At 57.7% G+C, this 26,032-nt stretch carries 27 protein-coding genes and 1 tRNA gene; 15 read left to right on the forward strand and 13 right to left on the reverse strand.

Going from position 1 to position 26,032, the window contains the following annotated elements; all coding sequences use genetic code 11:
• Positions 1-83 precede the first annotated feature (83 nt).
• Together AAC060_RS03160 and dapB are read right to left on the reverse strand one after the other, a co-directional pair.
• Positions 84-2,018: an EAL domain-containing protein gene (locus AAC060_RS03160; RefSeq protein WP_339822808.1), complete on the reverse strand. Its 1,935-nt coding sequence runs from the start codon at positions 2,016-2,018 to the stop codon at positions 84-86.
• A gap of 547 nt (positions 2,019-2,565) precedes the next feature.
• Positions 2,566-3,294: a 4-hydroxy-tetrahydrodipicolinate reductase gene (dapB, locus tag AAC060_RS03165; protein WP_339822811.1), complete on the reverse strand. Its 729-nt coding sequence runs from the start codon at positions 3,292-3,294 to the stop codon at positions 2,566-2,568.
• Between the two features lie 133 nt (positions 3,295-3,427).
• On the opposite strand from dapB, the gene AAC060_RS03170 reads away from it, so the two are divergent.
• The 3 genes from AAC060_RS03170 to AAC060_RS03180 are packed head-to-tail and all read left to right on the forward strand — an operon-like array spanning position 3,428 to position 5,677.
• Positions 3,428-4,144 (forward strand): NAD-dependent deacylase, encoded by a 717-nt coding sequence (locus AAC060_RS03170; RefSeq protein WP_339822813.1) that lies wholly within the window; start codon positions 3,428-3,430, stop codon positions 4,142-4,144.
• Between the two features lie 23 nt (positions 4,145-4,167).
• Positions 4,168-4,506, forward strand: a complete 339-nt coding sequence (locus AAC060_RS03175) for a GFA family protein (protein ID WP_339822815.1) — start codon at positions 4,168-4,170, stop codon at positions 4,504-4,506.
• Positions 4,507-4,555: 49 nt separating this feature from the next.
• Positions 4,556-5,677, forward strand: coding sequence for a hypothetical protein (locus AAC060_RS03180; RefSeq protein ID WP_339822817.1), 1,122 nt, complete (start codon positions 4,556-4,558; stop codon positions 5,675-5,677).
• Between the two features lie 60 nt (positions 5,678-5,737).
• Here AAC060_RS03180 and AAC060_RS03185 read toward each other — a convergent pair whose 3' ends face one another.
• Positions 5,738-6,670: an NmrA family NAD(P)-binding protein gene (locus AAC060_RS03185; protein WP_339822820.1), complete on the reverse strand. Its 933-nt coding sequence runs from the start codon at positions 6,668-6,670 to the stop codon at positions 5,738-5,740.
• A gap of 105 nt (positions 6,671-6,775) precedes the next feature.
• A complete protein-coding gene (locus AAC060_RS03190; RefSeq protein WP_339822822.1) occupies positions 6,776-7,180 on the reverse strand; it encodes an MAPEG family protein in 405 nt (134 codons plus the stop codon).
• Positions 7,181-7,385: 205 nt separating this feature from the next.
• On the opposite strand from AAC060_RS03190, the gene AAC060_RS03195 reads away from it, so the two are divergent.
• The 3 genes from AAC060_RS03195 (at position 7,386) to AAC060_RS03205 (ending at position 10,146) form a co-directional block, all read left to right on the forward strand.
• Positions 7,386-8,402, forward strand: coding sequence for an NADP-dependent oxidoreductase (locus tag AAC060_RS03195; RefSeq protein WP_339822824.1), 1,017 nt, complete (start codon positions 7,386-7,388; stop codon positions 8,400-8,402).
• 62 nt (positions 8,403-8,464) lie between these two features.
• On the forward strand, positions 8,465-9,172 hold the full coding sequence (locus tag AAC060_RS03200; protein WP_339822826.1) for a hypothetical protein: 708 nt from the start codon (positions 8,465-8,467) through the stop codon (positions 9,170-9,172).
• Positions 9,169-10,146 carry a hypothetical protein gene (locus AAC060_RS03205; protein ID WP_339822828.1) on the forward strand — a complete coding sequence of 326 codons (978 nt, stop codon included), beginning with the start codon at positions 9,169-9,171 and terminating at the stop codon, positions 10,144-10,146. Before AAC060_RS03200 ends, AAC060_RS03205 begins: the two co-directional genes overlap by 4 nt.
• 205 nt (positions 10,147-10,351) lie before the next feature.
• Here the strand turns inward: AAC060_RS03205 and AAC060_RS03210 are convergent, their stop codons facing one another.
• The 5 genes from AAC060_RS03210 to AAC060_RS03230 all read right to left on the reverse strand — a co-directional run bounded on the left by AAC060_RS03210 (position 10,352) and on the right by AAC060_RS03230 (position 15,288).
• Positions 10,352-11,134 carry a HesA/MoeB/ThiF family protein gene (locus tag AAC060_RS03210; RefSeq protein WP_339822830.1) on the reverse strand — a complete coding sequence of 261 codons (783 nt, stop codon included), beginning with the start codon at positions 11,132-11,134 and terminating at the stop codon, positions 10,352-10,354.
• Positions 11,135-11,197: 63 nt separating this feature from the next.
• On the reverse strand, positions 11,198-11,644 hold the full coding sequence (gene dut, locus AAC060_RS03215; protein WP_339822832.1) for a dUTP diphosphatase: 447 nt from the start codon (positions 11,642-11,644) through the stop codon (positions 11,198-11,200).
• Positions 11,644-12,906, reverse strand: coding sequence for a bifunctional phosphopantothenoylcysteine decarboxylase/phosphopantothenate synthase (locus AAC060_RS03220; RefSeq protein WP_339822834.1), 1,263 nt, complete (start codon positions 12,904-12,906; stop codon positions 11,644-11,646). Before AAC060_RS03220 ends, dut begins: the two co-directional genes overlap by 1 nt.
• A gap of 76 nt (positions 12,907-12,982) precedes the next feature.
• On the reverse strand, positions 12,983-14,536 hold the full coding sequence (gene ubiB, locus AAC060_RS03225; protein WP_339822836.1) for a 2-polyprenylphenol 6-hydroxylase: 1,554 nt from the start codon (positions 14,534-14,536) through the stop codon (positions 12,983-12,985).
• Positions 14,537-14,547: 11 nt separating this feature from the next.
• Positions 14,548-15,288, reverse strand: coding sequence for a class I SAM-dependent methyltransferase (locus AAC060_RS03230; RefSeq protein ID WP_339822837.1), 741 nt, complete (start codon positions 15,286-15,288; stop codon positions 14,548-14,550).
• Positions 15,289-15,393: 105 nt separating this feature from the next.
• Between AAC060_RS03230 and mutM the strand changes: the two genes are divergently transcribed.
• From mutM to AAC060_RS03245, 3 genes are all read left to right on the forward strand, one after another.
• Positions 15,394-16,206 carry a bifunctional DNA-formamidopyrimidine glycosylase/DNA-(apurinic or apyrimidinic site) lyase gene (gene mutM, locus AAC060_RS03235; protein ID WP_339822838.1) on the forward strand — a complete coding sequence of 271 codons (813 nt, stop codon included), beginning with the start codon at positions 15,394-15,396 and terminating at the stop codon, positions 16,204-16,206.
• Between the two features lie 112 nt (positions 16,207-16,318).
• Positions 16,319-16,588, forward strand: a complete 270-nt coding sequence (gene rpsT / locus AAC060_RS03240; RefSeq protein ID WP_335652394.1) for a 30S ribosomal protein S20 — start codon at positions 16,319-16,321, stop codon at positions 16,586-16,588.
• Positions 16,589-16,877: 289 nt separating this feature from the next.
• A complete protein-coding gene (locus AAC060_RS03245) occupies positions 16,878-17,531 on the forward strand; it encodes a DUF4136 domain-containing protein (RefSeq protein WP_339822840.1) in 654 nt (217 codons plus the stop codon).
• A gap of 31 nt (positions 17,532-17,562) precedes the next feature.
• Here the strand turns inward: AAC060_RS03245 and dnaA are convergent, their stop codons facing one another.
• Positions 17,563-18,951, reverse strand: coding sequence for a chromosomal replication initiator protein DnaA (dnaA, locus tag AAC060_RS03250; RefSeq protein WP_339823787.1), 1,389 nt, complete (start codon positions 18,949-18,951; stop codon positions 17,563-17,565).
• A 591-nt stretch (positions 18,952-19,542) separates the two neighbouring features.
• On the opposite strand from dnaA, the gene AAC060_RS03255 reads away from it, so the two are divergent.
• A tRNA-Val gene (locus tag AAC060_RS03255) sits at positions 19,543-19,618 on the forward strand.
• A 33-nt stretch (positions 19,619-19,651) separates the two neighbouring features.
• Here the strand turns inward: AAC060_RS03255 and AAC060_RS03260 are convergent.
• The 3 genes from AAC060_RS03260 to AAC060_RS03270 all read right to left on the reverse strand — a co-directional run bounded on the left by AAC060_RS03260 (position 19,652) and on the right by AAC060_RS03270 (position 21,523).
• A complete protein-coding gene (locus AAC060_RS03260) occupies positions 19,652-20,326 on the reverse strand; it encodes a cytochrome b/b6 domain-containing protein (RefSeq protein WP_339822842.1) in 675 nt (224 codons plus the stop codon).
• A gap of 6 nt (positions 20,327-20,332) precedes the next feature.
• Positions 20,333-20,848, reverse strand: coding sequence for a cytochrome c (locus AAC060_RS03265; protein ID WP_339822844.1), 516 nt, complete (start codon positions 20,846-20,848; stop codon positions 20,333-20,335).
• Between the two features lie 75 nt (positions 20,849-20,923).
• Positions 20,924-21,523 carry a TlpA disulfide reductase family protein gene (locus AAC060_RS03270; protein WP_339822846.1) on the reverse strand — a complete coding sequence of 200 codons (600 nt, stop codon included), beginning with the start codon at positions 21,521-21,523 and terminating at the stop codon, positions 20,924-20,926.
• Positions 21,524-21,539: 16 nt separating this feature from the next.
• Between AAC060_RS03270 and argH the strand changes: the two genes are divergently transcribed.
• The 5 genes from argH to AAC060_RS03295 are packed head-to-tail and all read left to right on the forward strand — an operon-like array spanning position 21,540 to position 25,756.
• Positions 21,540-22,916, forward strand: coding sequence for an argininosuccinate lyase (argH, locus tag AAC060_RS03275; protein ID WP_339822848.1), 1,377 nt, complete (start codon positions 21,540-21,542; stop codon positions 22,914-22,916).
• 1 nt (position 22,917) lies between these two features.
• Positions 22,918-23,169: a hypothetical protein gene (locus AAC060_RS03280; protein ID WP_339822850.1), complete on the forward strand. Its 252-nt coding sequence runs from the start codon at positions 22,918-22,920 to the stop codon at positions 23,167-23,169.
• Positions 23,170-23,200: 31 nt separating this feature from the next.
• Entirely contained in the window at positions 23,201-24,460 is a 1,260-nt protein-coding gene (lysA, locus tag AAC060_RS03285) for a diaminopimelate decarboxylase (protein ID WP_339822852.1), read from the forward strand.
• A gap of 49 nt (positions 24,461-24,509) precedes the next feature.
• Positions 24,510-25,286 (forward strand): NAD(P)-dependent oxidoreductase, encoded by a 777-nt coding sequence (locus tag AAC060_RS03290; protein ID WP_339822854.1) that lies wholly within the window; start codon positions 24,510-24,512, stop codon positions 25,284-25,286.
• The gene (locus AAC060_RS03295; RefSeq protein ID WP_339822856.1) at positions 25,283-25,756 is read left to right on the forward strand and encodes a DUF2721 domain-containing protein; all 474 of its coding nucleotides are present in this window, start codon (positions 25,283-25,285) and stop codon (positions 25,754-25,756) included. Before AAC060_RS03290 ends, AAC060_RS03295 begins: the two co-directional genes overlap by 4 nt.
• Positions 25,757-26,032: the final 276 nt, after the last annotated feature.

Genomic DNA, 26,032 nt, shown 5'->3' on the forward strand with positions numbered 1-26,032 from the left:
GCTTGGCTATAGGAGGTTGCGACTCACGGAAAGCATTTCGCGCTTTTCTATCCGTTTTTAAGCTCGTTGTGTTTGCCGGTCGTTCAAACTGCCCGGGCGGCGGCATAATCAGTATCGTCCGGTCCGGTCCGCCCATTTGTCTTCTCGGTTCCGGTTTCTGGCGGGAACGGCTGACCCGTGATCGGGCGCCGGGGGAGACTGTCAATGGATTCAACCTTGTCCAGTCCGCTGCGCTGCGCGTGGTTCAGCAGCAATTCGGTCGCCGGCTCGGGCGCAACGGCGGCCGAGTACAAATAGCCTTGTCCCAGTTTGCAACCGATCTGGGCGAGCAAATAGGCCTGGTCTTCGGTCTCGATACCCTCTGCGACAACCCGGATGTCGAGCTTCCGCGCGATGTCGAGCAGGCCTTCGATAATCGCGATGCTGCGGTTGTCGAGCCGCAACTGGCTGACGAAGGACTTGTCAATTTTGATTATATCGACCGGCACCGTCAGCAAATGGGTAAGCGAGGCAAAGCCGGTTCCGAAATCATCCAGTGCTATCCGCAGGCCATGGGCGCGAAGCGACTTGATTTCTTGCGCAACAACCGGGTCATTTTGCCCGAGATAGACCGATTCTGTCACCTCGAGCACGACATGCTTCAGGGGAACATTCTCGCGACCAAAGGCGGCTTCGATGCGGTCGTACAACGTGCCACTATGAAAGTCGGCAGAAGAGATGTTGATGCCGACGTGCTGGAACGGGATGCCGCGGTCCAGCCAGGATCGAAGGTCAGCAGCGACCAGAGCCAACATACCCTGCGTCAGCTTGGCAGCTACATCGACGTCTGTCGTGGCTTGATGAAAGGCTCCGGCCGAGACGATATTGCCTTCCGGCGTCCGCAGGCGGCAAAGCGCTTCCATACCGGCGATTTCCCGCGTGTCGAGCCGGATGACCGGCTGATAATAGGCCTCGATCCGCCCTTCCTGCAGGGCACAGTCGACGTCCTGAATCACTTCGATCCGTTTCTTGATCGCCGTGCCGATGCCCGGCCAGTAACGGACGAAACCGCCGCGACCGGTTTCCTTGGCGTGATAGAGCGCAAAATCGGCATGTCTGTGCACGGTCTCGGCATTGTCATCGCCCGGCGACAGCGCGGCCCCGCCGATGGTCGCGCGTGGCTGGATCATATGGCCGCTGCAACTGGTAACGCTGCCGACCGCATCGAGAATGCGCGATGCGGTTCTGTCCAGATTGGCAACCGCGCCGGTTTCCTGAAGAATCACCGCAAATTCGTCGCCGCCGAGCCGGAACACGTGGTCGGGCAGAACATTCTCCCGTATTCGCTGTGCCACTTTCTGCAACAGTTCGTCGCCGGCCTGATGACCGAATGTGTCGTTGATCGTCTTGAGATTATCAAGATCCACCACCATCAGCGCCCATGTGCCCGGTTCGTCGCAGGATAGGCGGCTGAGCGCCGTATCAAAGCTGGACCGGTTCGGCAGGTCGGTCAGCGCATCGATCGAGGCCCGCCGTTCGCGCTCGAGGGCCCGGTCGTGCTGTTCGAGTGCGATGGCGAAAAGATGGATGCAGGCGCTGACCAGTTTCTCTTCGAGCGCGTTCGGCATCCGCTTTTGCCTGAAATAGAGTGCAAACGTACCAAAGACCGCACCAGTCGCATTCTCGATCGGCACCGACCAGCAGGCCTTGAACCCGGATGGCAGCAGATGTTCCTTAAATCCGGTCCAGCGTGGATCATTTTCGATGTCGGTCACAATGACGGGTTCGCCTAGATAGGCGGCGCTGCCGCAGGATCCGACATTCGGGCCGATCATCGTCCCGGCGATTAGTTCGGAAAATATCGCCGGCAGGCTTGGCGCGGCAAGCGGATAGAGCAAGCCGCTTCGCTCGACCCGCAGTACGGAACAGGCGACGTTCGGCAGCAGCAGTTCGATCTCGTGACATAATCGCTCCGCCGTGACATTCAGCGGCACTCCGGTAGCGATCATCTCCAGGATGATGTTTTGAAAACGCAGCAACGAATAGAACCCTTTTCCACGCGGAAAGTTACCGGTTGATCCTAGGGTTTCGAGGTAAAGATAAGATGAAGTAGCGTGGCGCCGGAATTCTTGTATGGGAAATCATGACCTTAGCCCGGTTGACCTGTAAAATTACCGGGGCAGATCTCGCCTGACCGACAAATTGTGGCGGCGATCCGGTAAAGAGGCTCCATTATTTCAATTGTATCATCGGGCACGGCCGACGATATTGCCATCGTCTGGAACTTTACAGAGGCACCCTGTTTTATTTTCTGTGACCTTTGCCCCAAGTCCGCAGATCTCCGGTATTTTCAGGTCGCGAACCAGTCCCCTAGTGTAACCTTAGTGTGATCTTTGCATTTGCTTCGTCAAAGCGCGCGCTAGAACCATGCGGACAGCCGTCAACGCCAATATTATATCCAGTGTGTCAAAGAGCCTGCCGCGATCTTAGCCGATAGGCGTGGAAGTAGGACAGGACTTTTCCGGCGCTATTGGTAGCTTCTTACCCATTTGAGAAGGATATTGGCTGCGAAGGTCAGGGTGATGCCTAAAACCCCAAAACCCCATCCATCCCGTATCTTCCAGCACTCTGCCCGACCAGCCAGCCAGCCGCCTTCACCGCGCCGCGCGCGAAGATCATCCGGTTCTCTGCCCTGTGGGTCAGTTCGATCCGTTCCTCGTCGCTCGCCAATATCACCGTGTGATCGCCGGCGACCGACCCGCCGCGCAACGCTGCAAAGCCTATCGCGCCCTTGGCCCTCGCGCCGGTGATGCCGTCGCGGCCGCTTTCGCTGTTGGTGGTCAGGTCGATGCCGCGTCCACGCGCGGCGGCTTCGCCCAATAATTTCGCGGTGCCGCTCGGCGCGTCGACCTTGTGGCGGTGATGCATCTCGACGATCTCGATATCCCAGTCATCGCCCAGCTTGCTCGCGGCCTGCTCGACCAGCGCCGCCAGCATATTGACGCCGAGCGAGGTGTTGCCGGTCTGCAGAACGGGGATTTTTATTGCGGCCTGATCGATGGCGGCGTGATGCTCCGCCTCAAGTCCGGTGGTGCCGATGACAATCGGCTTGTTCGCCGCGACGCAGGCATCGAGATTCGCCTGCAGCGCCTTCGGCGAGGAAAAATCGACGAGCACATCGCTGGCTGCAACCAGTGCCGGGACATCATCGCCCTGGTCCGCGCCGCCGGCGTGGCTGTGGCCCGCTTCCTCTATCGCCGCGACCAGCGCCTGTCCCATGCGGCCCTTGCTGCCGATAATTCCGATGGCTGTCATTCTGCTTGTTCCCGTTCGTCCTGAGCTCGGTCTCGTCATCCTGAACTTGTTTCAGGATCCACTTATCCTCTAAGCAGTTTCTATGAGACGAAATGGATGCTGAAACAAGTTCAGCATGACGAAGAAAGGCAATATGCGAAACACTATCAACAATATCGTCATCCTCACCGGCGCCGGAGTCAGCGCCGAAAGCGGGGTCGCCACGTTTCGCGGGCCGGATGGTCTGTGGGAGGGACACCGGGTCGAGGATGTCGCTACGCCAGAGGCATTTGTCCGCGACCCCGATCTGGTGCAGAAATTCTATGACGAGCGCCGGGCCAAACTGAAGACCGTCGAGCCCAATGCGGCGCATCAGGCTTTGGCGAAGCTCGACAAGACATGGGCGGGCGAGCTGCTGCTGGTCACGCAAAATGTTGATGATCTGCACGAACGTGCCGGGTCGAAACGGTTGCTGCATATGCACGGCGAGCTGAACAGCGCCTGGTGTCGCGCCTGCGACGCGCATTTTGCCTTTGAGGGTGTAATGGCGAGCCATCCCGTCTGTCCGCACTGCCATGTGCCCGGCTGTCTGCGCCCGGATATCGTCTGGTTCGGCGAAATGCCGTACGAGATGGAGCGGATCGAGCAGGCGCTCGCCCAGTGCGATCTGTTCGTCTCGATCGGCACATCGGGCGCGGTCTATCCCGCCGCCGGCTTTGTCCAGACCGCCCGCTATCACGGTGCGCGCACGCTGGAGATGAATCTCGATCCGTCGGAGGGCAGTTTTCATTTCCACGAAAGCCGGATGGGCAAGGCGGGGGATCTGGTGCCGGACTGGGTCGATCAGGTCCTGTCGCATGGCCTGTGTTGAGCGGCTATGTTGAGGAAGTGGCCATGAAAGGCCAATGCCATTGCGGCGCGGTGCAGATCAAGGTCGCGGAACCGCCCGCCGAAGTGTCGCGCTGCAATTGCTCTTTATGCCGGAGGACCGGCTGGATGGGCGGCTATTGGCATCCTGATGAGGTGCAGGTCGAAGCGAAGCCCGATGCGCTGAACGCCTATGTCCAGGGCGACAAGATGATCACCACGTGGAACTGCGCGACCTGTGGCTCGCACACCCACTGGACCCCGATCACCGCGTCGCCCGAGCGGATGGGCGTAAATATGCGGATGTTCGAGCCGGAAGAGTGGCAGCATCTGCCGGTACGGCACGTGGATGGAGCGAGCTTTTAACCTGTGCCGATAATCCTCCAATGAGCCGCGCCACAAAGGGAGCCTGACTTTGCGAAACCTATCCATCTATCTGCTGTCGACAATTTGCGCCTTTGCCTTCGCGCCAGCCGCTCTCGCCCAGCCCGTCGCCGATAGCGGCGGACAGGCGACCGCTAGCAGCCTGGCGGGAAATTATCGGCTGGGCGGGGTGATGGAAACCGCGGCGGAGCTCCAGCTCGAGGCCGATGGCAGCTATAAATGGATGCTGATCGTCGGCAGTCTTGATCTATATAGCGAGGGCAGATGGACGCAAAGTGAGGGGCAGGTGATACTCGGCCCGCACCGGTTCGACAAAGACACGCCGGTATTTGCGCTGGCGGGTGGCTATCCCTGGGGGCGCGAAGAAAAAGATGCAGCTTTTGCCAGCGAAACGATCCGGCTGAAGAACCGGGCGAAGTGGCAATGCGCGTTCCTCGACACCGGCGGCTATTATGCTTCCTCGGACGATTATATTTCATCGGAAGAGCTGACGCCGCTGCAACGTTTCGACGCCGCGGTCAAAGGCGAACGCGAACTGCGGGACGTTTATGAAAAGGCGATTGCCGCCTATTTCGCGCGTCACCTGTCCGACCCCGATGATAATCTCGAAGTTTCCGCGCGGAGCGCGAGGCGGGACTGGGGCCATGCGGTTGCGGTTCTGGCGAAGAGCGGACGGGCGGCTGGCAAGACCGCCCGCTATCAACCGCCCTCGCTGCCCGCCGAATGTTTCTTCCTGTCCGATTATACGACCGAATATTCCGGTAATGGATCCGGACCCCGGATCGACTGGAACGAGGGCGTCGGTGTCTGGGTCAACCGGCGCGAGCGGCCCAATGCACGGCTGAACATCGACGCCGAATTTTCCTTTGCTGATGGCAGTGTCGAGACGGCGAACAGCCATGAGCTGGGCTTCGCCTTCGCGCCCGCAGCCAATGAGCGGCAGCTAAAGGCGATCAAGCTGACCTTGCAGTATGACGGCTCTGAATATTCGTCCAGCTTCGATGTAGCGCCTGACCGCAATGCGCGGGTCTATGAAGTGAAACTGGACAACAGGGTGTTCATCAAGCCGCCGTTCCAGGAGCTTCGGCTGGATATTTCCGGTGACCGGCTGCTGCCGGCAGATGGCAGGGGCGCCTATCTCAAGCGCAACTGAATTTTCGATGGGCCCCGCTAACCGCACCGGCGGAGCGGGGCCCATGAAGCATTTCGGAATCTAGCCCGCAGATGGCCGATGAGCGTTGTCGGACCAGTCCTGCCGTGCCGCCCATTGCTCGAGCGTTTCGAATTCAACCTCTGGCAGGCGCCGGTGCATATAGTCGGTGTTCACCAGAAACGGCTGGGTCGGTGAATCATTATTATAATGATAGAAGGACGCGATAAAGTCGCGCATCGGCTGTTTCTCTTCTTCCGCCATGGAATCACCCAGAGCCTTGACCAGCAACGCACCAAATTCCTCGGGTGTGCAGGGATCATATTTAATTTCCCGGCCGAACACGCGGGACAGGGCCTCGGTGACCTCGGTCGGTTTCAACGCTTGCGGGCCGCCGATATTCATCCAGGCGCCTTCGAGATCGGGGCGGGACAGCGCCGCCGTCATGCATTTTCCGACATCGTCGAGGCTGATCCAGTTGGCCTGCAAATGGGGCTTGTGCGCATAGACATAGCGGTCTTCATTGACGATGAAAGGCCGCGCCCAGTTGGTCAACAGATTGTCCATGAACAGCACCGATCCAAAGACGGTCGCGGGAATGCCGGTGCGGAAAAGCGCGTTGATAGCGCCCGTATTGTCGCCATAAGTATGGGCTTCTCCCGGCTGATCCGGAATCCATCCCGATGTGTTCCAGACGAAACGGTCGAGACCGGCCTCCAGCGCTGCCGAACCGAGTTTGGCGACAAGCTCCGAACGATCGCCGGGCGATTGCAGGGGATGGGTGTAGAAAACCGCGTCGGAACCTTCCAGCGCCGGTACGAATGTCGATTCGTCGGAAAGATCAATGACCCGGGTTTCATCCGCGACGTTGCTGCCGCCGAGGTCCGGATTTTCACTGCGCGAAAGCGCCCGGACCTTGTGCCCGGCCGCGGCCAGCTGTCTCATTTGTGCCAGTCCCTGCCGTCCGGTTGCACCTACTACGGATACCAATGCCATTATTTTCTCTCCTAAATTGACAGGAGGGAAGCTAGGCGACCGGCTTTGCCGTCTCAATGCATCAAATAGTCAGGGGTTACGGTTATCCGTTGGCGAACACAGATCTTACAAATGCATCGTCACGAACAGAAAGAGGATCCACACAGCCAGCGCGACCGTGGTCAGCCAGGTCGCCATCACGCCCAGTTGGCGAAAGCGCGGGGAGCCGCCCTTGTGATGCTGGGCCATGCCGACGATATGGGCGACCCGGCCGATCAGGAAAACCGCCGCGATGATCGTGATGCCGATATGACTGGCGTTGGCCAGTTCGAGGATGGCGAGCATGATCAGGAAAATCGGCGCATGTTCGGACAGATTGGCATGGGTGCGCCGGGCGGCAAGAAGATCGGGATTGTCGCCGTCGCCAAAGCCGATCTGGGTAGCGATGCGGACCTTGACCGTGGCATAAGCGCAATAGATCAGCAGCAAGGCACAAATCGCGGCGGCGAGGCCGGTTACCGGTAATGTCATGATGTTCCTCCCAGTGTTTTTCCTGTCCTAGCCGATTTTGGCCAAAGCGCAAATCGGGGCGGGGAAGCTTGTGTTCCGCGATGGTGGCCAGTCCGCTTTTGTCCGCGCGATATTGGCTGGAGTGAAATTGAACGCGCGAAAAGTTCGTGCATTTCGCCAATAGCCGCTACATCAACGGTTAAACGAACCGAAAAAGGAAATAGATATGCGTGCATGGGCCTTGAAGAGTCGTCCCGCCGGTACTCCGGTGGCTGATAATTTCCAGATGATCGAGGCAACGGATGCCCCGCTTGGCGAAGGCGAATATCGCATCACGAATAGCTGGCTGTCGGTTGACCCCTATATGCGCGGACGTATGAATGACGTGAAAAGCTATGCGCCCCCGTTCGGTATCGGTGAAGCGATGACCGGCGGCGCGGTCGGTACGGTGACCGAAAGCAACAACGCCGATTATCCGGTCGGATGCAAAGTGCTGCATATGGCGGGTTGGCGCGACACGGTTGTCGCTGGCGGCAGCAATCCTCCCGAAGGCGGAATGCCACCGGTGAAACTTCCCGATCTCGGTGTTCCCGACCAACATTGGTTGTCAATCATCGGAATGCCCGGAGGCACTGCCTGGTTTGGCTTGCTGAAAGTCGGCGCGGCCAAAGAAGGCGAAACCGTTTTCGTGTCTGCGGCGGCTGGCGCGGTTGGCTCGACCGTTACCCAGATAGCCAAGGCCAAGGGCATGACCGTGATCGGGTCCGCTGGCGGCGCAGATAAATGTGCATGGGTTAAAGAAATCGGCGCCGATGCCTGCATCGATTACAAGGCCGGTCCGGTATTGCCGCAATTGCGCGCAGCCTTGAAAGAACTCGGCAAATCCGGCGTTGATGTCTATTTTGACAATGTCGGCGGTGAACATCTCGATGCGGCGCTCGCCTGCTCCAACGAACGCGCCCGTGTGGCGATTTGCGGGATGATTGACGTTTACAACAATCAACAGGCGCAATCGATGCAATATCTGACCATGATCATTGGCCTGCGCATAAAGATCGAAGGCTTCCTCTATCCCGATTTCGCCGCGCAAGTGCCCGAATTCAACGCCGATATGGCGAAACTGATTGCATCGGGCGCTGTGAAGGGCCGTGAAACGGTGATGGAGGGACTGGAGAAAGCACCGGACGCGTTCATCGGGCTGTTTACCGGCGCGAACACGGGCAAGATGCTGGTCAAGCTATAGGGTTCCGGCGAAAGGGGGTAGCTAGGGTGAGACCAAAGCCGCTGCGCAGAATATATTGTCGGATGATGGCGGGCAGTTCCGCCCTCGCGACGATAGTCCTAGCCCAGGCGACTCCCGCCCTTGCTACCGAAGCGCCAGACATCTCGATTTGCGACGACCTGCCGAGTGATCCGGAAATCACAGTCGACCGCGTAGATCCCGTCGCTCTGCCAGCCGACTGGGCGGGCATCGCCACATCTTCGCGCAACTGGATCGCGATATGGACCGAGCATAGCAGGACCTATTGCGTGGAAACCGCATGGATGTTCGAGGCCACCAATCTCGAGCGATTTGGCGAACGCTTCCTCGGCTTCAACTGGATCGGTCTTGAGGCCTTCGGCTATGTATTGATCGACCGGGCCCGCCAGGGTCGCGAGATCGATACAGGTTCCAGACCGCTTTTTTCGCCCGACGGCAGTAAATTTGCCACGTTGCAAAGGTCCGATGCGAACTATGGCGGTTTTGAAGGCTTTGCGATCTGGCAAACCTACGGAAACATGCTTGAGCCCTATATTGTCAATGCCGGGCCGCCACTCTATCCGATGTACGATTGGCGGATTGACCGCTGGGAAGGGGAGCAATGCCTCCATATTTCAGCGGTTCCCTATGACCGTTTTGAAGGCAAGTGGGAAAGCCTTCCAGAGGTCACACGAGACCATTATGTGTCCAGCGCTTCCAATGACTGGCGAATCCTTGAAGGTGTGGAATGTGAAACGGGGAATCGACCTTGAACGCTTGGCTTACGTGTAGCAAATGGTTCATCGCCAGTGCCGCCGCAGCGCTATCCGCTGGGGCAGGGTCGGCTAGCGAGCCTGCGGCGATTGACTGGGAAACGGCCACAGCCGGCTTTGCCGAAGGCGAGCAAAGGTCTCCGATGGTCTTCAACATGAAGGACGCTGCGCGCTGCAGCGGTCGCTGGATGGTCCACGCCGGAGCGATCCATTACGGCACCTTCCCGGAAACGGTTGTGGATGCCTTCATAGAACAGTTGCGGCTCCCCGCTGCGGTGCTTGCAGTCGATTTTTTCGTCACGGAGGATCGCGACCATCCCGCCTCTCGCGATGCCCCCGACGAGGCCGATCGCCTGCTGGGGCTCGCATTGGCGGGCGATGCGGCGGCAGCGCGCACCTATTTCGACAATCTCGGCCTGTGTTCGACCAGGCCTGAAATGGTGCAAGACCTGACCTCCGTGGCTATAGATGCGGCAGCGACGACCCAAGAACAGGCAGAGGAATCGCCAATCGAGATTGCATCAAGCGATTTCGATGAGCCAGTAAACCAGCGGAGGCTGGCCTTTATCGAATTGTTCGTGCAGCGATTGCGCGACGGCGCGCCTGTTGCTGATCTGCTTAAGCCACAGATAACCTACGTTTATATGGTGAAACACGACTGTGCAGCTGCAACGACCGGCTATGTTGAACTGCTGCCCGCCAGCGATGTCGACACCGGTTTTCCATTTGAAGCCGCTTACACTTGGGAAAACCCGGATTGCATGGTGCCGCCCGAGCTCGATTCCATAGAAGCCTTCAACCTGAAGGAAACCATGTCACACTGGGACCGGATAGAAGCCGCCGCCAATGATCACAATTTCGACGTTTTCTTCTTGTCGGACAGAGCGAGAAACGACTATCTGCTGATAAGCGTCGAACCTTATGGCAAAGGCTATGCCGTCTCGAAAATCGAGTATCGACTGGAGATGCCCTGACAATCAACGGAGATCGTATTGCTGATCCAGGCATGTGGTGGATAGTTTCACAATAGTATCCAATCCACGCGCACGACAACAAATGAGACGGAAGTCGCTATTGCAGTCATCTCAAATCGAAATAGCTCTTGAATTCAGCAGCTCAGTTTCGGGACCGGCAAGTCTATGGCCGGTCAAGTCGACGACCTGACCATGTTAGCGCTGATCAGGTTTGTGGCGGCGTGCCGCAGCTTTTGCAATGCGGGTCCTTGGGCAGGTTTATGCTGCGCATCGACGGGGCGAGGCCGTCGAACAGCTGGAGCTTTCCGGCGGGGTCCTGGCCAAAGCCGGTGACCACGCGAATTGCTTCCATCGCTGCGAAACTGCCCATCAACCCGACCATCGCGCCGAGCACGCCGACTTCGCTGCAATTGTCGCAATCATCAGGGTCGAGCGCGTCGCCGACGAAACAGCGGTAGCAGGGCTTGTCATCTTCCCAGCCGCGGAACGTGCCGAGCTGTCCCTGAAACTGGCCAATCGCTGCGGAAACGAGCGGGACGCGGTGAGTGACCGAGAGATCGGAGACCAGCAGGCGGGTTTGATAATTGTCCGTGCCGTCGATAATCGCGTCAAAAGGCGCAAAAAATGCTGCGGCGTCGTCTGAAAAATGCTGCGCGGTAAGCCTTTGATTAACCTTATTTATTAAGATATCTGGATTGAGCCTTTGCGTGAATTTCTCGGCCGCATCGACCTTCGCTTTGCCGATATCATCAGCATTAAACAAAATCTGCCGTTGCAGGTTCGACAGCGAAACTACATCATCATCGATAATGGTAAGTGCGCCGATTCCCGCTGCCGCCAGATACTGGATTGCAGGACAGCCAATGCCGCCCGCGCCGACCACCAATATATGGGCATCGAGAATCTTCTTCTGTCCCACGCCGCCAATATCCTTGAGCACGATATGGCGGGCATAGCGGTCGAGCTGTTCGTCGGTGAGCGAAGTCATTCGGGGTAGCGGAAGAAAAAGATGGGACGGCAGCCTCTCAGCACGGAGTTTCTTTCGGTCAATCTATATTCCTGTCGAGCCGAAGCCGCCAGAGCCTCTTGCGGTATCATCCAGATCATCGACCTCGGTCAAATTTGCCAGTTGTACCGGCGCTACCACAATCTGGGCAATCCGGTCGCCGCGTTCGATGATGAAATCATCCTCGCCATGGTTGATCAAAATGACCTTCAGTTCGCCGCGATAGTCGCTGTCGATCGTGCCCGGCGTATTGGGTATGCTGACACCTTTCTTCAGCGCCAGGCCGGAGCGCGGGCGCACCTGGATTTCATAGCCTGTGGGAATAGCGAAGGCGAAACCGGTTCCGGTCAGGCCGCGCTGTCCCGGCGCGATGGTCAGTGCTTCTGCCGCCCGAACATCCATGCCGGCCGAACCGCTGGTTTCGTAGGATGGCAGCGGGAGGTCTCCGGCATGATCCAGCCGTTTGACAGCAATATCGACGGGTTCGGACATCAGGCAATTTCCTCGCTGATTTTGGCTACAAGACGCCGGGCAACTTCCGGCTTGGGCAGACGTTCCCAGATTTCACTGCCGGCTTTGGTGATGATATGCACGCTATTGTCGGTGCCGCCCATCACGTCTCCGGAGACATCATTGGCAACAATCCAGTCACAGCCTTTTTTCGCCAGCTTCGCCTGGGCATGTTCGGCAACTTTCTCGGTTTCGGCGGCAAAGCCGATGAGCAGGCCGGGGCGTTGCACGTGACGGGCGAGACCCGCCAATATATCCGGATTTTCGGTCAGCTTGAGCGGCTCCGGTGCTGCGCCTTTTTTCTTGATCTTCTGTCCGGACTGGCTGTCAGCCCGCCAGTCGGCAACGGCAGCGACCATGATTGCGATATCGGCGGGCAGGGCGTCGTGCACCGCCTTTTCCATTTCGAGCGCGGTCTCGACATCAACGCGCGTGACGCCGGTCGGCGTCACGAGATGCACGGGGCCGGCGACCAATGTCACTTGCGCTCCGGCTTCGGCTGCAGCGGCGGCAATGGCAAAGCCCTGACGGCCGGAAGAGCGGTTGGCGATATAGCGTACCGGATCGATCGGTTCATGCGTCGGTCCTGCGGTGATCAGAACATGCTTGCCGCGCAGCGGGCGGTGCCGGTCGGGGGCGAAGGCGGGCTGGCCGTCGAGCGGATTTCGGCCCAGCCCGGTTTCCTGAGCCATTAGCGAGGGTGATCCGATCAGCGCGCTAATCTCCGCCATCACCGCTTCCGGCTCCGGCAATCTGCCCGGACCAAATTCGCCGCACGCCATAGCGCCTTCATCCGGCTGCATGACGATGATCCCGTCTGCTTTGAGCTGGGCGATATTGCGCTGGGTAGCCGCATGCTGCCACATTCGCACATTCATTGCCGGGACCGCCATCACCTGCGTATCGGTGGCGAGGAGCAAGGTCGTCGCGAGATCATCCGCGATCCCGCCGGCCATTTTGGCGAGCAGATTGGCGGTAGCGGGACAAATGACCACCAGATCGGCCTCTCGGCTGAGCTGGATATGGCCCATTTCGGTCTCGTCTTTCAGGCTCCAGAGCGTGGTGTGCACTTCATTTTCGGACAAAGCCGCGAGCGTCATGGGTGTGACAAACTGCGCGCCCGATTCGGTGAGAACACAGCGAACGGTCATGCCGGACTTCCTGATCAGGCGGATCAGTTCGCTGGACTTATAGGCCGCGATGCCACCGCCGATGATCAGCAGGATATGTTTGGGTTTTACCATCCTATCCGATTTAGGGGCAAGCAGGCCCAAAGCCAAGCGACATATGTCCTCTAATTCGGACGCAGGTCCGGTTGGTTCATCCCCACATGAACATGGCGGCTGCACCAGCCCCGCCAGCAACGATCGCGGTCAGTGCATAACGCCAGAAGCCTCCGTCGCCGGACTTTGTCCGTTTCTCCCAGATCAATTCTATATCGGCCACCGGCGGTGGCGGTGGCGCGCCGCCCTGTCGGGGGAGCTGGGCGTCTAGACGCCGAACGATATCGGGCAGCATCATGATGGTGCCCAGGTCGTCATTGATCCGGTCGGCAATCGCTGCTTCCGGACCGAGCTCGCCGCGGATCCACTGTTTTACATAAGGTCCGCTGGCATCCCACATATTGATCGTCGGATTGAGGTCGGTGGCAATGCCTTCGACCATCACCATCGTCTTTTGCAGCAGCAGCAGATGCGGCTGGGTTTCCATGTCGAAATCGCGGGTGATGGCGAACAGTCCGTCGAGCATATCACCGACCGACAATTCGCTGACCGGTTTGCCGCGCATTGGCTCGCCGACCGCGCGTAGAGCCGTGGCGAAATCCTCCATGCTGTGGTGATCGGGCACATATTGCGCTTCAAAATGGATTTCCGCGACGCGTTTGTAATTGCCCGTGGTCAGGCCGTAGAGAATCTCCGCCAGCCAGACGCGGGCTTTCTTGTTGATCCGGCCCATGATGCCGAAATCAATGGCGACAATCGTGCCGTCAGCCTTCACGAACAGATTGCCCTGATGCATGTCGGCGTGGAAATAGCCTGCTTCGATAGCCTGCTTGAGGAACGTGTGAACGAGGCGGCTGGCGATCGAATCAAGATCATGGCCCGCTGCGATCAGCTCATCCCGGTTCGAGATTTTGATGCCATCGACCCAGTCGAGGGTCAGGACTCGGCCCGAGGTCCGGTCCCAGTCGATCGCCGGAATTTCATATTGATCGACCTGGGCCATATGTTCGGCCAGCTCCGAAGCGCTGGCGGCCTCGCGGCGCAGGTCCAGTTCGCGCATCGTCCAGCGACGAAAGTTGGCGATGACCAGTTGCGGGCGGAGGCGCCTGGCTTCGCCGCCCAGAGCCTCGAGATGCGCTGCAGCCCACTCGTAGGTTTCGATATCCTGGTTGAATTTCTTGATGATGCCGGGACGCAGGACCTTTACCGCAACATCCTTGCCATCCAGCGTGGTCGCGCGATGAACCTGGGCGATAGAGGCGGCGCCTACCGGAACGGGATCGATATAGCTGTACAGCTCGTCCAGAGGCTTGCCGAGGCTCAGTTCAATCTCGTCGCGGATCAAATCGAACGACACGGGCGGCAGGCTGTCCTGCAATTGCAGCAGATCGCGCGCGGCCGCTTCGCCGATTACATCGGGGCGGGTTGCCAGCGTCTGCCCGAGCTTGATTGCCGCCGGGCCAATGGCCTGCAGCGCAGCCGAATAATTGGGCTCCTTCGGCTGGAATGTACCGATGCGCGCGATGCGGAACAGCCGGCGAACTTGCGGCGGTGTCGCCTTGTGCTTCTCCAGATTGCGCAGCGCACCATGTTTGGCGAGCGTGCGGCCCCATTTGAGCAGGCGGAATATATGGGTGCGGGAACTGGTCATCGGATATGTGCTCAGGCTTTCCAGCCGCTATGGATCGCGACCAGTCCGCCCATCATCGGCTCCACTTTGGTCTGGCTGAATCCGGCGGCCTGAATCATCGCCCGGAATTCTTCCATCGGCGGAAATTTCGCGATCGATTCGGCCAGATAGCGATAGCTGGCCTCGTCATTCGCTACTGCCTTGCCAACCTTGGGCAGGATCTTGTGGGAATAGGTTTCGTAGACTTTGTCAAAGCCGGGCCATTTGGTTTGCGAAAATTCCATGCAATAGAAACGCCCGCCATATTTCAGCACGCGATGCGCCTCGGCCAGGGCTTTGTCGATATGGGTGACATTACGGATGCCAAAGACAATCGTATAGGCATCAAAATGTGCGTCGGGAAAGTTGAGCTGCTCCGCATTCTGCTGACTCCAGACCATGCGCGTTTCGTCTTTGTCGAGCGCCCGTTTCACGCCCTCGGCCAGCATCTCCGCGTTGATATCGGCAACCGTGATATCGGCGCCGCTGTCGACCATGCGAAAAGCAATGTCGCCGGTACCGCCGGCCATATCCAATATGGTCTCGCCAGCGCGCGGCTTGACGCGGCGCACGAAGCGGTCTTTCCACAAGCGGTGGGTTCCGGCGCTCATCGCGTCGTTCATCACATCATATTTGGAAGCAACGCTGGAGAAAACCGCACCAACCTTGCCGACCTTTTCGCTCTCTTCGACCTCTTCATAGCCGAAGGAGACGGTTTTGCTTTCGATAGCCATTTTTTGCCCGCGCTGATTTTTCGTTGAAATCCCGAGTAGACGAGCCTTGGCAGCACTGCAATCACTCTATAGCTGCCTTTTGGACCGTAACGAATAAGGAACCCCATGCCAGAGCTGCCCGAAGTGGAAACAACCGTCGCCGGTTTGAGCCCTGTGCTCGAGGGGCAGCGGCTCACTCTGGTGGAGCCGCGCCGCGCCGATTTGCGCTGGCCGATTCCGGTTGATTTGCGGCAGAGGATGACCGGTGCGGTGGTGACCTCGCTCGGCCGGCGGGCAAAATACGGACTTATCGAAACCGACCGCGGCGACGTGATGATCTTTCATCTCGGCATGTCGGGACGGTGGCGGATTGATCCCGAAGAAATCGAGAAACATGACCATCTGCTGCTCGAGACCGAATCGGGGCACCGGCTGGCGCTCAACGATCCGCGTCGATTCGGCTCGCTGGATATTGTGCGCGCCGAGCTTCTCGGTAGCTATAAGCCTTTTGTGTTGATGGGGCCGGAGCCGCTGGGGGACGATTTTACCGCCGCCTATCTGAAAGCCGCAACCAAAGATCGCAAGGCCCCGATCAAGCAATTGCTGCTCGACCAGCGCACGGTCGCTGGACTCGGGAATATCTATGTATGCGAGGCGCTGCACATGGCGGGTATCTCTCCGGGCCTGAAGGGCGGTGCCATCTCCAAACCGCGCTACGAACGGCTCGTTTTGGCGATTAAGCAGGTCCTGACCGCTGCCATCGCAGCCGGTGGCTCGTCTCTGCGCGACTTCGTCAAGCCGGACGGGGAGCTGGGATATTTTGCCAAGGACTGGCTGGTATATGGGCGGGAAGGCGAGGCCTGTCACTGCGGTGCGCCGGTGCTGCGCCGAGTCGATAGTGGCCGGTCGACCTTTTACTGTTCACAATGCCAGAAATAAGCGGTTCACTAAGCTATTGACGGGAATCGGCTCTCACGCTATTGCCCGCCATCTTGAGCCGGAAGCCATACGCAGCGCCCCGGCATTTAATTTCAGATTTTGAGGGTTTTTCATGGCTAATACGCCGCAAGCAAAAAAACGTATCCGTCGCAACACGCGCCGCACCGTGATTAATAAAAATCGCCTGAGCCAGATCCGCACCAAGATCAAGGCCGTGGACGCAGCTGTTGAAGCTGGCGATAAAACCATAGCTGCTGCGGCACTCAAGGCCGTACAGCCTGAGCTGGCACGCGGTGTGAGCAAAGGTCTGTATCACAAGAATACGGCTTCGCGGAAGTTCAGCCGTCTGACAAAACGGGTCGCCGCGCTTCAAACAGCGTAATCAGGCTACCCGGTTTAAAAAGAATAACCCGCCCGATTGTGGCGGGTTTTCTTTTGCGCGATCGCCATTCGATTCGGCCCTGAGAAATGATCGAAGCTGGATGATCGAAGTTTCGATTAGTCGGACTATCGGTCCCCGCGCCTGTGGGTGACCCTGTTTTTTCCTTGTGCAGTTGATCCGAAAGGGTTCAAGTCGGGGGCAGGGCTTCAATCTGCCATCGTTCAACACCGGTTCAGCCCGGCTTTTCTATCGTAGGGCTCGTGATCGTGGGCAATCTAAAGGGAAAAATATGACTATTTTCGTCAAACAGGTCTCCAATCGGAAAGCGCTGTCGCTGCTTGCGCCGCTCGCCCTTCTTGCTCTTGGGGCTTGTACAACACCCTTCCGCGCCGACGTTCAGCGTTTTGTCGCGCTGCCTGACACTACGGGCCAGAGCTTTGCGGTTGTCGCCGCTGATCCGGATCTTTCCGGCGGTCTCGAGTTCGGGCAATATGCCATGCTGGTCGAACAGCGGATGCTCGACCTCGGCTATCGTCGCAGCGATGATCCTGCGGCGGCCGAATTAATCGTCAGTATGGATTATGACATCGACAAGGGTCGGGACAAAGTCGTGGCCGACTATGATCCGTTTCCCCCCTCCGCCCGATTCGGTGGATATTACGGGCGTCACCGGTATCGCTATGGTTTCTACGACCCCTTCCTTTTCGGTGGCTCGGGTTTCTCCGGCTATAACGGTGTCCGCAGCTTTACCGTCTACACATCGGAACTGGATCTGAAGATTGATCGTGCGGTCGATGGCCAGCGCCTGTTCGAAGGCAAGGCCGAGGCTTTGTCGCGGTCGAAAAACCTGACCTATCTCGTGCCCAATCTGGTCGAAGCGATGTTTACCAATTTTCCTGGAAACAGCGGCGAGCGGGTGCGGATTTCAGTCGCTCCCGAATAAGAACAGGCCCCGCGACTTGCAGGGCCTGCTTCTAGCTCTCTAGCTGGCGGAGCAGCATCCGGACATCATTGTCCATTTCGCTGTCTTCGCCACGCAAGTGCTCGACCAGCTTGACCGCGTGGATCACCGTGCTGTGATCGCGGCCACCGAATTTCCGGCCGATTTCCGGATAGCTGCGCGGCGTCATCACCTTTGCCAGATACATCGCAACCTGCCGTGGACGGGCAACGGCGCGCGCACGACGTTTCGATGACATCTCGTTGCGGTCGAGCCGGTAATACTCGCAAACCGTGCGCTGGATCTCGTCGATCGTGATCCGGCGGCGACAGGCGCTCAGAATGTCGGACAATTGTTCTTCGGCCAGTTCGCGGCTGATTTCGCGGCCGGTTAGTTGCGCATAAGCGAGCAGCTTGTTGAGACCGCCTTCCAGCTCGCGTAAATTGCGGCTGATCGTGCGGGCCAGAAAATCTACCACTTCTTCCGACACGTGCTGGTGCGGCATGGTGGCGAGGCGATGCTTGAGAATGTCACGGCGCAGCTCAAGTCCGGCAGACTGGATATCGGCAACCAGACCCATCGACAGGCGCGACAACAGGCGCTGGTCGACACCATCCAGCGCTTGCGGAGGACGGTCTGCTGCGACGACAACGCGTTTGCCCTGGCTGATCAACGTATCGATCGTGTGCAGAAATTCTTCCTGAGTGGAATTTTTGCCGACAATGAACTGAATGTCATCGACCATCAGCAGATCGGCTTCGCGCAGTGATGCCTTGAATTCCATTCCCTCGTTGCGGCGCATGGCCGAAACGAATTCAATCATGAACCGTTCGGCGGACATATAAATGATCTTTGAAGACGGGAATTCCGCGCGAAAGGCGTGGCCAATGGCGTGCATCAAATGCGTCTTGCCCTGACCAGTCGAGGACTGGAGATAAAGCGGGCTGAAAAGTGGCTTCTCTGTTGCCGCCGTCCGCTGTGCGGCATTGAGCGCGAGAACGTTCGAATTGCCAGGGATAAACTGGTCAAAAGTCATCCGCGGATCGAGATCCAGGCGAAACTTGCTTTCCGGAACCACATTATACTGGTTATTTGCGGCCGCCCCTTGGGCAATATTCGAATTCGAAATCTGGGCGATTTTCGCAGCCCCGGACTGGGCTTCAATAACAAGACCGCAGACCGCCGGATGATGCGCTTTCCACGCCATCAACAAACGCTCTGAATAGCGATCCCGAACCCAGTTTGCGGCAAATTCCGATGGGAGCAGCATGAGTATGCTGCCGGTGTCGGAATCAAAAACCGATAATTTGATCGGCTTGATCCATTGGCCAAAAATCTGCGCTCCCATATCGCGCCGCAGGCCCGCACAGATTTTTTGCCATATAGTTTCCAGCTCGGCTGAAATAACCTTCTCGGGTGCCACAGTTTGACTTTCAGGCAGGTCGCTAACCCGCGCAGATTTGATTTCGTTCACGAACATCCCCCGATACTATCCCACTGGCCCGCACGATAGCGGCGCCAACATTCGACTGCAGCTTTCAAACGTCCGACCATCAACTACCCCCAGCCATGGGAATCGATCAGACGCAAAGAACCTATGCTAAAAACACATTTTCAGCGATTAATTTCATTTTCATTTGAGGCCTGGAAATTGCATCCGGAGCCACCAGCCAAGAATTGTTATTAAGCCCGTCCGTCCGAGTCGATCAATAGCGGCATCGTAAAAAAAGTGAAATATATCGATTGACAGCGGCGAGCCGTGGTTTTTGCCAAATAACCATTTAAGCCATTGATTGGTAACGATAATATGCTGTGGATAAGAAGGGATAACAAGCGAATCGCGGAGTCAGCTTAGGTTCCTGCCAATGGGTAAATGAAGCTGTCTGATTGGCGTCAAAAACCTCTCAGGGGAAATCTTGTTGGCGAACCGGTGCAAATAGGCTTGCCAAAGGCGCAATGTTTTGGCAGTGGCGCTCGCCTGACCCCAGCGATGCAATATGCATCTTGTCATTGGGGGCGATTAGCTCAGTTGGTAGAGCGCTTCGTTTACACCGAAGATGTCGGCGGTTCGAGCCCGTCATCGCCCACCATATCCTTTCGAAGCATATCTGCTTCGACTTGCTTCAGCCAAAACCTGCTATTGCGACTACACAGATCAGTGATAGCGCTGCTGCGACTATCATCGCAATCAGACGAGGCCGGTTTTCGGGTAGCTCTGCGCTGGAAAAATCAGCGCGGGGACGACGGCCGGTTATCATCGGTCGGACGAGTCTGTCTTTCACCACAAAATGATAGATAGCGATTGCCACGATATGCAGCCCGATTAACGCTGCCAGCAGGTTGAAGTTGAATTCGTGAATCTCCGCGAACTGTCTGCCGGTATCGAACGACACCAGCACAGCAAGCGGCCCTGATTCGAGACCGTCGACATCCACGGAGAATAATCCTGTCGTGACCTGGGTCGCCAGCGCCAACAGCAAGGCGAATACGCTCAGGACTGCAAGAGGACTATGGCCGAAGGTCGGGCCATATTGGCGGTTCCGTAATTTCCCGACATAGGATGGCAGCAAACCGATTCGCTGCACCATCGGAAGGAAGCGCGCCGTCCATGATCCGATAAATCCCCATATCAGCCGGAAGAGCACGAGGCCGAACATGGTCAGGCCGAGCCTTCGGTGCCAGTCCATAAGTCCCTCTTCCGCGGTCCACCACAGAAGAGGGACAAGAATCACCATCAGCCAGTGCACGATCCGGATAGCAACATCCCAGACCAATATGCGTGGCGAATCGGAAGGCATGGTCAGTTAGTCGTCCAGCCGATATTTGTCATGACAGGCTTTGCACGTGCCACCCGCATTTTGGAAAGCGCTGGCAATTTGTGTCAGATTGCCGCCCTGTGCAGCCGTATCGAGCTTGGCCGCTGCGTCCTGCAGTGCCGCAACTTTTTCGTTAAAATCTGCTTTGCTCTCCCAGATGATCGGCAGTGCTTCGGTTTTGACACCTGCATCGGGGCCGGTTCCTTCCGGAAACCAGTCGGCCATGCCAGCCGTTTCTTTGGGAACAACCGCCGCAGCGGCCTGAATCTGCGCCAGATCGGGGGTGCCGGCTTTCAATTGATCGTTGATCGTCTTGAAGGCCTTGCCAATTTTCTTGAGTTGCGCCTGCCGCGCCTCGATCTGTTCCTTGACGCTCATTCCATTAGGAAGCTCGACGCTGGCTGCTTCTGAAACCTGGGCTGTTTCACTATTCTGTCCGCAGGCGGAAAGCAGGGTCAATCCGGCAATCACCGGTAGTATGATTTGTATTTTGCAGCGTTTCATCAAATTCTCCAATAAGCCAAGGAGCCCCGAGGATAGCGAAACGTGGTATAAATACAATCGGTTCTGCCGAGACGGCTACCCTTCCGCCAGCGTTTCTTCCAGCAAGGTAGCTGCCTTTGCGCCATCCCAATCCATGGCACCGATCACCCGCCAGACTTCCTTGCCGTGCGCATCATAGAGCACAGTTGTGGGCATCAGGCCGGAGCCGAAGCCGAAGCTCAAACCATTTTCAGGATCAACATAGGGTTCCAGCGCCTCAAAATCGCCGCGTGCGAAAAACGGGACAACCTTTTCAGCACCCTGAATATCCTGCGATACGACGAGCACTTTGAGCCGCTCTTTCTCACGCATTGCCAGTGTATCCAGCATTGGCATTTCGACAATGCAAGGCGCGCACCATGTCGCCCAGATGTTTACCAGTAGCGGCTTGCCGATGAAATCGCTCAATCGCACCGTGCTGCCGTCGGGCGCCTGAAAAGGCGTGTCCACCATCGCTGTGCCGCGCAGGGAAATATCCAGCTTGCCTACCAGGCCTTGGCCGCTCTCGATGGTCTCGCCCTCTTCTTGGGCTTTGTTGCCAGCAAATTCTTGCTCCGCTTCGCTCGAGCCTCTATCGCAAGCCGATACGCTAATCAGCAAGACCAAGAACAGGACATTACGCATCACAACAGGCACGAAAAATTCCAATAAAATGTGGGGCGGCAGGTTTGCCGATGGCCCTTCGTCAATCATGCGCGAGATAAACGCGTCGATCCCGTTCGACAAGAAGTTATGGCGGCACGATATTCGTGCGAGCCTGGCTCATGTCGCGATGTTGGCGGATCAGGGCATTGTCGAGGCGGAAGATGCAACGCAAATCATCAACGGCCTGAACCAGATCGCCCAGGAATATGAAACCGACGGCGTTCCCGAAGATCTCGATCTCGAAGATATCCACATGCACGTGGAATCGCGGCTGGCCGAGATTATCGGCCCGGTAGCAGGCCGCCTGCACACGGCGCGCTCCCGCAATGATCAGGTGGCGACCGATTTCCGGCTCTGGGTGCGCGATGCGATGGACATGGTCGACGGCGCGCTGGGTGCTTTGCAAAAGGCACTCGTGGATCGCGCCGAAGAACATGCCGGAACGATCATGCCGGGATTTACCCATTTGCAATCGGCCCAGCCGGTGAGCCTCGGTCACCATATGATGGCTTATTATGAAATGATCCGGCGGGATCGCTCGCGTTTCACCGATGCGCGGAAGCGGATGAACGAATCGCCGCTGGGTGCAGCGGCGCTTGCGGGCACCGGTTTTCCGATTGATCGCGAAAAAACAGCGACGATGCTGGGCTTTGATGCCCCTACGGGCAATAGTCTCGATTCGGTTTCCGACCGGGATTTTGCGCTCGATTATCTGATGGCGGCGACCCAGTGCAGTCTGCACCTCTCCCGGCTGGCAGAAGAATTCGTGATCTGGGCCAGCCAGCCGTTCGGTTTTATCAAGCTTCCGGACAGTTTCTCAACCGGCTCGTCGATCATGCCGCAGAAGCGCAATCCCGATGCTGCCGAACTGGTGCGCGGTCATTGTGGCCGGATTGCCGGTGCAATGAACGCACTTGTGATCACGATGAAGGGGCTACCGCTCGCTTATTCGAAGGACATGCAGGACGACAAGCCGCCGGTGTTTGAAGCACATGACCTGCTCGGCCTGTCGATCGCAGCGATGACCGGTATGGTTGCCGAAGTCGAATTTAGCGGAAGCCGGATGCGGGCGCTCGCCGAATCGGGTTTTTCAACCGCGACCGATTTTGCCGACTGGCTGGTGCGGGAAGCCAAGCTGCCGTTTCGCGAAGCGCATCATGTTACCGGAGCAGTGGTATCGCTCGCCGAAGAGCAAAGCTGTGGTTTGGCTGATCTTACGCTCGAACAGTTTCAAGCGATCGACAGCCGGATTGACGATCGCGTTTTCGACGTGCTGAGCGTCGACGCTTCGGTTGCCAGCCGGTCCAGCTATGGCGGGACGGCACCGGATCAGGTAATGGTTCAGGTTGCAAAGGCTAAACAGGCACTGGGGCTGGAGAGTTAAAATGAACATGATCCATTCGATTTTTCTGCTGACCGGCGCCACGCTTATATTGGCCGCCTGCGGCAATCGCGGTGTCTTGCAGCCAGCTAAGGGCGAGACTCTGCCCCCTGCCATTTACGGCGAAGCGAAAGCACCGACTGGCGAAGAACTGCTGATCCCGTCGACCCAGGCCATGCCGGAGCGCAGCGATGAACTGCTCCGCCGGTCTGAAGAACGGCAAGATGACGCATTCGACCTGCCGCCACCTGGCTAATCCCGTTCCACAAGTTTGAAAGTATAAGATATTGGACCATTTCCAGCTTAAAAATGGTGTTCTGCACGCGGAAGATATTCCGCTGTCGAAGATTGCGGAAGAAGTCGGGACTCCGGTCTACGTCTATTCGCGGGCGACCCTAGAGCGTCACGCGCGGGTATTTCGCGAAGGCCTGAAAGATGCCGGAAAAATTCATCTCGCCTTCGCCGTGAAAGCGAATCCCAATCTCGCCGTTCTCAGGATATTGGCGAATCAGGGCTATGGCGGGGACGTGGTGTCTGGCGGTGAATTGCAGCGCGCTCTGGCGGCCGGGATGAAAGCGGAAGACATTGTCTTTTCCGGAGTCGGCAAGAGCCGCGAGGAACTGACGCTTGGTCTCGACAAGGGAATTGGCCAGTTCAATCTGGAGTCGGAAGAAGAAGGCGTGATGCTGGCGGCGATAGCCGCTTCGCGTGGCGAAAAGGCATCGGCGACCCTGCGCGTCAATCCCGATGTTGACGCGGGAACCCATGCCAAGATTTCGACCGGCAAGAAGGAAAATAAATTTGGCGTCGGGATTGATGTCGCGCCGGATATTTACGCGCGGCTTTCCAGGCTTGAAGGTCTCAACCTGCGCGGCGTTGCCGTGCATATCGGCAGCCAGTTGCAGAGTCTTGATCCGCTTGAACAATGCTATGCTAGGATGGGCGCTCTGCTTACGCAACTGCGCGGTGCCGGTCATGTCATCACCCATGTTGACCTCGGCGGCGGACTGGGCGTGCCTTACAAGTCGGATGACAATCCACCCAGTCCGGCAGAATATGGTGCCATGGTGGCGCGGGTGACCCGGGATTGGGATGTCACGCTGATGTTCGAACCCGGACGGGTCATTGCAGGGAATAGCGGTGTCATGATCACCAAGGTGATCCGGATCAAGCCGGGTGTGAACAGCGATTTCGTCATTGTCGACGCGGCGATGAACGATCTGATGCGACCGGCTATTTATGACGCCTGGCACGATTTCGAAGCGGTCGAGCCGAGCGGCGAGACGATGGTCGCTTCGATCGTCGGCCCGATCTGCGAAAGCAGCGATATTTTTGCCAAGGAACGCGTTGTTGATCGCGTCGAGACCGACGATCTGGGGATTTTCCGGACAGCTGGCGCCTATGGCGCGACGATGGCCAATACCTATAACAGTCGGCCGCTGGTGCCGGAAGTGCTGGTTGATGGCGATCGCTATGCGGTGGTTGCCGAACGAATCGAGCCGGCAACTATCATGGCTGCGGAACATGTGCCTGACTGGTTGAAATAATGCATCATTCCCGCCAAGATGGAATTGACCAACTTTATTGGCGGACGCGATGAACCAATTGCCCATTTTCCTGAATTTGCAGGACCGGAAGGTTCTTCTTCTGGGAAGTGGTGAAATGGCCGACGCCAAACGGAGGCTTTACGAGCGGGCCGGAGCGATCATCACCGATGACGAAAATGCCCGTGAGCTTACGCTGGCCGTGGTTGCACTGGAAGACGACGAGGAAGCGATAGCGGCGGTAGCACGCCTGAAAGCGCGGGGCCTGCTGGTCAATGCCGTCGACCGGTCGGCGTTGTGTGATTATACCACGCCCGCGATTATCGACCGGGATCCGGTGCTGATTGCCATCGGTACCGGCGGCGCCTCGGCAGGGCTGGCCAAGGCGCTACGGCAAAGGCTCGAGCGTTTGCTGCCCGCCGGTCTGGGAGTGTTGGCCGCCGCATTGCTGGATGCGCGAGAACGAATCCAGCAGGTCTGGCCAGAGGGAGCCGCCCGCCGAAAAGCAATCGATGCAGTGCTCGACCCGGGCGGCCCACTGGACGTACTGGTCGATCATGAATTGGAAGATTTGGAGGCATGGCTTGACCAGCCGCATGGGCAGGCCCGGTCACAAGTCATTGATCTGGAGCTTGCGAGCACTGATCCGGATGACCTGACCCTTCGTCAGGCGCGCTGGCTGGGGCAAGCGGATCAGGTCTTTGCGAGTGACGATGTGCCCGAAGAGGTGCTAGACCGTGCCCGCGCAGACGCGCAGCGTTTCTCGCTGTCGCTTTGGGACGAGCAGCCGACTGAGGGACTGACCTTGCGGATCAGGATGAAAATATGAGCGGATTTTCTGAAATCGACGGCGCCGATATTGTCACCGTGTTGCAAATCGCGATGGCACCGGCGTTCCTGCTGGTCGGTATCGGGGCGATGCTGAACCTGTTTGCGGGACGTCTGGCAAGGATCATCGACCGGTCGCGTGATCTTCAGGCGCTCTACAAGACCACTACCGGGATGGATCATGATCTTGTGGTTGCGGAACTCGGAGATTTGCAGGTGCGCCTCAGGGTCGTTAACAGCGCCATCTTCCTGAGCGTTGTCAGTGCCATCATCGCCTGCATGCTGATCGGCATGTTGTTCATCATGGGTCTGGCCAGCGTGGATCTTTCCTTGGGCGTTGCCGGCGCGTTCGTTGTCGCCATCAGTCTGCTGTCGCTCGCTCTTGTCCAGTTCCTGCGGGAGGTTCGGATCGGCGTCCGCGATTTCATGATCCGCGAGGAATATCTGGAAGCATCGGATAGAGCGAAATGAAAAGAGGCTGCCGGTCCGTTAGGACCAACAGCCTCTGAACATGGGTCAGCGGTAGGAAGTGCCGCTGCCGGGTTGCCTGATCTTTAGATCAGATTTGCCCCCCGAACGGATTTTTCCGACCCCTGTGCTGAACCATGAGACATCGGACCACCTCCTTTCGCTTGTGAATATAATACGAACTGTTGCATTGAATCATTCTCCGCTGTTCGACGATCCAAATGTGAATCAGAACCAGCGTGCGAACAAGTCTTGAATTTTTTTATTTTGCTGTCACAA

The organism is uncultured Parasphingorhabdus sp. (assembly GCF_963975555.1).
GTDB lineage: Bacteria > Pseudomonadota > Alphaproteobacteria > Sphingomonadales > Sphingomonadaceae > Parasphingorhabdus.

What these genes read in the sequence shown, in the direction of transcription:
- dapB (WP_339822811.1), bottom strand. Translation starts at nt 3,294, where the DNA reads ATGACAGCCATCGGAATTATCGGCAGCAAGGGCCGCATGGGACAGGCG.
- AAC060_RS03170 (WP_339822813.1), top strand. Translation starts at nt 3,428, where the DNA reads ATGCGAAACACTATCAACAATATCGTCATCCTCACCGGCGCCGGAGTC.
- AAC060_RS03175 (WP_339822815.1), top strand. Translation starts at nt 4,168, where the DNA reads ATGAAAGGCCAATGCCATTGCGGCGCGGTGCAGATCAAGGTCGCGGAA.
- AAC060_RS03185 (WP_339822820.1), bottom strand. Translation starts at nt 6,670, where the DNA reads ATGGCATTGGTATCCGTAGTAGGTGCAACCGGACGGCAGGGACTGGCA.
- AAC060_RS03190 (WP_339822822.1), bottom strand. Translation starts at nt 7,180, where the DNA reads ATGACATTACCGGTAACCGGCCTCGCCGCCGCGATTTGTGCCTTGCTG.
- AAC060_RS03195 (WP_339822824.1), top strand. Translation starts at nt 7,386, where the DNA reads ATGCGTGCATGGGCCTTGAAGAGTCGTCCCGCCGGTACTCCGGTGGCT.
- AAC060_RS03200 (WP_339822826.1), top strand. Translation starts at nt 8,465, where the DNA reads ATGATGGCGGGCAGTTCCGCCCTCGCGACGATAGTCCTAGCCCAGGCG.
- AAC060_RS03210 (WP_339822830.1), bottom strand. Translation starts at nt 11,134, where the DNA reads ATGACTTCGCTCACCGACGAACAGCTCGACCGCTATGCCCGCCATATC.
- dut (WP_339822832.1), bottom strand. Translation starts at nt 11,644, where the DNA reads ATGTCCGAACCCGTCGATATTGCTGTCAAACGGCTGGATCATGCCGGA.
- AAC060_RS03220 (WP_339822834.1), bottom strand. Translation starts at nt 12,906, where the DNA reads ATGGTAAAACCCAAACATATCCTGCTGATCATCGGCGGTGGCATCGCG.
- ubiB (WP_339822836.1), bottom strand. Translation starts at nt 14,536, where the DNA reads ATGACCAGTTCCCGCACCCATATATTCCGCCTGCTCAAATGGGGCCGC.
- AAC060_RS03230 (WP_339822837.1), bottom strand. Translation starts at nt 15,288, where the DNA reads ATGGCTATCGAAAGCAAAACCGTCTCCTTCGGCTATGAAGAGGTCGAA.
- mutM (WP_339822838.1), top strand. Translation starts at nt 15,394, where the DNA reads ATGCCAGAGCTGCCCGAAGTGGAAACAACCGTCGCCGGTTTGAGCCCT.
- rpsT (WP_335652394.1), top strand. Translation starts at nt 16,319, where the DNA reads ATGGCTAATACGCCGCAAGCAAAAAAACGTATCCGTCGCAACACGCGC.
- AAC060_RS03245 (WP_339822840.1), top strand. Translation starts at nt 16,878, where the DNA reads ATGACTATTTTCGTCAAACAGGTCTCCAATCGGAAAGCGCTGTCGCTG.
- AAC060_RS03260 (WP_339822842.1), bottom strand. Translation starts at nt 20,326, where the DNA reads ATGCCTTCCGATTCGCCACGCATATTGGTCTGGGATGTTGCTATCCGG.
- AAC060_RS03265 (WP_339822844.1), bottom strand. Translation starts at nt 20,848, where the DNA reads ATGAAACGCTGCAAAATACAAATCATACTACCGGTGATTGCCGGATTG.
- argH (WP_339822848.1), top strand. Translation starts at nt 21,540, where the DNA reads ATGTGGGGCGGCAGGTTTGCCGATGGCCCTTCGTCAATCATGCGCGAG.
- AAC060_RS03280 (WP_339822850.1), top strand. Translation starts at nt 22,918, where the DNA reads ATGAACATGATCCATTCGATTTTTCTGCTGACCGGCGCCACGCTTATA.
- AAC060_RS03290 (WP_339822854.1), top strand. Translation starts at nt 24,510, where the DNA reads ATGAACCAATTGCCCATTTTCCTGAATTTGCAGGACCGGAAGGTTCTT.
- AAC060_RS03295 (WP_339822856.1), top strand. Translation starts at nt 25,283, where the DNA reads ATGAGCGGATTTTCTGAAATCGACGGCGCCGATATTGTCACCGTGTTG.